Here is a 4,679-nt window from a genome sequence, read left to right as displayed (position 1 = left end):
GACCACCAGGCCGTGTCCCTGATCGCCGTCGGCGGCGCGGCCTACCTCGTGTCCAAGGCCATCGTCGGATCCCGCGTGCTGGCGTTCCCTGAGATGGGCATGGAGGCCGTGGCGGAGTTCGATGTGCGGGACATGCCCGTGACCGTGGCGGTGGATTCGCGAGGCGACTCGGTGCACCGCAGTGGTCCTGAGGAGTGGTCGGCCAAGATCTCCGCGAAGATCCCCGTCAGGCAGTGAGCTAGCGGGCCCTCTGCGCTCGAAGCGATCGCCCTGCCACGCCGTCCCGATCGAATTGCGCCGGACGTGAGCCCTACCGCCGACCAAACGCGCATGAACAGTCAACGGCCAGCACTTCGCTGGCCGCCCCACCCTCGGGAGTTGACTGATGAACCGCAAGAAGACCCTGGTCGCCATCGCCGCCACGACCCTCCTCGCGCAGGCCAGCCTGGCTGAGCCTCTGCCGCCGAATCCACCGTCCGCCGGCTTCGACGCCGTCATCCTCTACATGGCCGATGGCGAGTACCTCATGACCGAACCGCATCCGGAGATCCCCGGTTGCGCGATCTCCCAGTGCGATGGGGAGTACTTCTGGAGCGAGATTGCCGGCGTGCCTGCCGACGAGGTGGCCGTGCTGGAGCAGGAGGCCAAGGATGTGCTGCGGGACCGCTTCGGCCTCGATGTCGATACCCTGGTCGGCAACGGCGCCCTCACCTGGCGCGACATCTACGCGGATCCACGGGTGAATTACCGCGCCCGCTACGTGAGCGGCGAGCGTGTCCATCGTCTGGGTTGGGAGGTGCACGACCAGGCGTTCATGGCCATCACCACCCAGGAGATGGTGCTCGGTGGTGAGTTCGAGGGCGTCGTCGCCCCGGCCGGTACGGCGTTCCCCGTCGGCCGCTACTGGATCCAGAAGAGCCGATTGGTGCCGGGTGAGAATGGACCGGAGATCGAGGAGCTCGACGAGTTCATCAAGATCACCTACAAGACCGCAGGCCCCCTGCCGCCGCCCGACATTCACGGGCTCATGAGTTCGACCTGCGAGATTACCGATAGCCCCTGGGGCACGGGCGTCGCGACGGTGGTCGCCGCCTTCAACCTCACGGCGAACCCCGCCGAGGTGCCTATCAAGCAGAACATTCGCAACACCCTCACCTTCGACGGTGGCGACGGGCTCGGTCGTTTCCCCGGCGTCGAGAACTAGCTCCCCTCACGCGTGTCACGCCTCACCGGGCGTGGCACGCGCCCTAGGCCGATCTCACCCCGGCCGTCGCGACACCGAACGCAGATCTTCGCTCCCCCACCCCGCTGGACGCGCGAGTACGCATCGAGATACCCCTCGGTCGGTACGACCCACCCGTGTCGCGTCTTCGACAACTTAGATGTGAGGGCAACGACGCCACCGCCCTCGCGCTAGAAGCGGCGCCCGAAGAAGTGGCATGCTCGTAGCACACGCTTCAAACAGTCGAAGCGGCAAGAGAGCCGCCAGGTGGCCACCCCCCCGTGAACGAGAGCCACTCACAGACCGACCGCAAGGCCGCTGAGGACCTGCTGGCCGAGAACTACGATCTGCTCCTGGGTATCGCCCGCCAGCAGCGCAGACGCGCTCGCCTGGGGGACACGATGCAAACGAGCGACCTGCTGCACAGCGCCCTCACCCGCCTGGACATAAGCCAGAACTGGAACTCCCGACAGCACTTCGTGCGCGCCACCAACCTGGCGATTCGCCATGTCATCATCGATCGTGCGCGCGAGAAACTCACCGCCAAGCGCGGCAGCGGCGCCAGCCACGTGCGGGTGGAGGATAGCGAAGACATCCTCCTCGACTACGGCGAAACACCGGAACAACTGGTGGCCATCGGGCAAGCGATCGACGCGCTCGAGGCGGAACATCCTCGTTGGGTACAGGTGATCGACGCGCGCTACTTCGCAGGGCTCACGGAAGCCGAGTGCGCGAGCGCCCTCGACCTCTCCGCGCGCACCGTGCGCCGGGAATGGGGCGACGCCAAGAAGTGGTTGGCCGATCAGCTAGGGGTGTCGTAGGCAGGACCTTCGCGCCTGGCGCCAAGAGCTGCTCGTGCAGGGATGGGAGCGAAAGGACATGGACTGGGAACGCGTAGCTGCCCAGACGCAGCTATATGAATCGCTGAGTGGCGCCGACCACGCCGAGTTCGTCAACGCCCTTGGGGAAGACGACACGCTAGAGGGCGCGGAGATACGGCGTTACGTTGAACGCCGCGCGCTCGCCACCTCGTTCATGTCCACCCACACGCCCGGCACCCCCCTGGTACCCGCCTTGGCCCCCGGGGCGATGGTCGGCGTCTGGCGCATCACCACCCTACTCGGCGCCGGTGGCATGGGGGAGGTGTATCAGGCCGAGCGGGCCGATGGCCTCTACGAGCAGACCGTGGCCGTCAAGGTGTTGCGCAGCGCCGAGGCCGATCTCGCCGCCCGCTTCGAACGCGAGCGCCAGCGACTGGCGCGCCTCGACCACCCGGGCGTCAGTCGCATCATCGATGGCGGAGCCATGGCGGACGGTCTCGCGTTCATGGCCATGGAATTCGTCGACGGCTCACCGATCGACCGACACGTCGAGGGGCTCACCCGGGCGGACACGCTGGGGCTCTTCGTCCAACTCTGCAACGCCGTCAGCCATGCGCACAGCAAGCTCATCCTGCACCGGGATCTCAAGCCCCAGAACGTGTTGGTGGACAGCCAGGGGGCGGTGCGCCTGATCGACTTCGGCATCGCCGCCATGCTCGACACCGATGAGGTGAGCGACCACGGTCCGATCACCTTCGCCTACGCGGCACCGGAGCAACTGCTCGGCCAACCCGTGTCCGTCGCCACCGACATCTACGGCCTCGGCGCGGTACTCCATGCCCTGCTCGCGGGCGTTCCCCCTCAGCGTCGAAGCGATGGCGGCAGCGACGTGAGTCGCCTCATCGACAATCCGGAGTTGGCGGCCATCGTGACGCGGGCATTGGCCTTCGAGCCTGGCGAGCGCTACCCGTCCGCCGCCACCCTCGCCGCGGACGTGACCGCCTACCTCGACTCCCGGCCCGTCGCGGCCTACGAGGGCGGGGCGCTCTACCGCGCCAAAAAGCGCGTGCGCGCTGCCCCGCTCGCCAGCGCCCTCGCGCTGACGGCGGTGCTAGCGATCATCGTAGGCACGGTCGCCAGCCTGAAGTTCGCCCTCGACGCGCGCGCGGAAGCGGAACAGACGCGCATCGCCCTGCTCCAGTCCCAACAGCAGCTCGCCCTCGCGCGCTTCCTCACCATGGGCAACGTCGCATACTCGAACTTAATCCTCGAGAACTTCAGCGGCGACAACGATGCTGAGCTCACCGAGCAGATGCTCAGCCGCTGGCGCGATGCCCACGAGGGTCGCAACCTCGACCCCATCAGCTCCGCCTCCATGAGCTACGCGATCGGGCGCCTGTTGTACCTGCGCCGCGACCTGGTCAACGCTCAACAGGTGCTCGGTGACTGGATCGATGCCGAGTACGGCCCTGAGGAGGCGAGGCTCGCCGGCAAGGAGTTACTCGCCCTCTCGGTGTTCGACAGCGGAGACTGGCAACGGGCGGCGCCTTTGCTGCGCGAGATCGTGGACGCCCACAAGGTCGCCGAGACGAGCAACGTCGGGCTCAAACGTGAGCTCTCCGATCGCGCCGACATCGGGGCGAGACTCGCCGTGGCCACGGGGCAGGCCGAGGATGTCGAGTACGCCACGGGCATCCTGTTGGAACGGCGTGATCGTGCCCAGTCCGAGGTCAACCCCGAGGAGGAGATCCAGGCGCTCGGTGGCCTATCCAGCCTCCTCTTTTACAGCAGAGACTACGAACGCTCGCTTAAGTACCTGAAGGACATCCTCGCGATTTACACAGCCCATCCGGAGACCGCAGTCACGGGACGCTTCGTCGTGCGTCACAACGCGGCGCGCGTGGAGCTGTTTCATCTCGGCCAGCATGAGATCGCCGCGCAGCGCCTACAGCGTGTGCTCCTCGAGGACGTGGCCCTCTCGGGGGAGAACGTCTACATTGGCCGCGTCCACCGCATGTTGGCGGCGGCGCTCATCGAAGGAGGCGCCGCTGGTGAGGCGGAAATACATCTGGATCAAGCTACCGCCCTGCTCGCGCGCTACGGCGGCGAGCCGACCGAAGGAAGCTGGGAGATCCACCTGTGGCGAGCGTGGCAAGCGATGGAGATGGGAGACGACGTTTCCAGCGAGGCCTACCTGGCACAGGCTGAGACCCAGCTCGCGACCCAGGCGCCCGATTCAGTGGCGCGCCAGCGCATGGTGATGCTGGAGCTGTATCGTGACCTTCAAAGCGGCAAACCTATTGACACGATTAGTCAGTATGCACGCGAGGCATTGACCCGCGATGGCATGTCGGATCTGCGCAACGCCTTCTTCTATGGAAAGCTACTCGAACTCGGCATGCCTGACATACTGGCATCCTAGGCCGCGCCAGCCCTCGGTGAACACGACGACGAATAACACGGCCCCTGCGCGGACAGAGGCCGTGTATGCACTCGCCGCACCGATCAGCGCGCGAAACCTCGGCTCAGCGAACCACCGAAGCGACGCTGTCAAGGGAGAGCAGAGCCAGGTTGATGGCCGGTGCGGACACACCGCTCTCCAGGCTCGCGGCGCGCTCAAAGTCCGCCGACGCCGT

At 66.4% G+C, this 4,679-nt stretch carries 4 protein-coding genes; all 4 read left to right on the top strand.

All coding sequences use genetic code 11. From position 1 onward, the window contains the following. A partial coding sequence (locus tag AAF184_24800; protein ID MEO0425577.1) for a fumarate hydratase C-terminal domain-containing protein occupies positions 1-237 on the top strand: 237 nt, incomplete at its 5' end. A 148-nt stretch (positions 238-385) separates the two neighbouring features. Beyond that, positions 386-1,204, top strand: a complete 819-nt coding sequence (locus AAF184_24795) for a hypothetical protein (protein ID MEO0425576.1) — start codon at positions 386-388, stop codon at positions 1,202-1,204. A 299-nt stretch (positions 1,205-1,503) separates the two neighbouring features. Next, on the top strand, positions 1,504-2,043 hold the full coding sequence (locus AAF184_24790; GenBank protein MEO0425575.1) for an ECF-type sigma factor: 540 nt from the start codon (positions 1,504-1,506) through the stop codon (positions 2,041-2,043). 58 nt (positions 2,044-2,101) lie between these two features. Then, the gene (locus tag AAF184_24785; protein ID MEO0425574.1) at positions 2,102-4,465 is read left to right on the top strand and encodes a serine/threonine-protein kinase; all 2,364 of its coding nucleotides are present in this window, start codon (positions 2,102-2,104) and stop codon (positions 4,463-4,465) included. Positions 4,466-4,679 lie beyond the last annotated feature (214 nt).

The organism is Pseudomonadota bacterium (genome assembly GCA_039815145.1).
GTDB lineage: Bacteria > Pseudomonadota > Gammaproteobacteria > Steroidobacterales > JBCBZW01 > JBCBZW01.
Note: the sequence above shows the minus strand (reverse complement) of the source record. Positions and strands in the feature narration are given on the sequence as shown.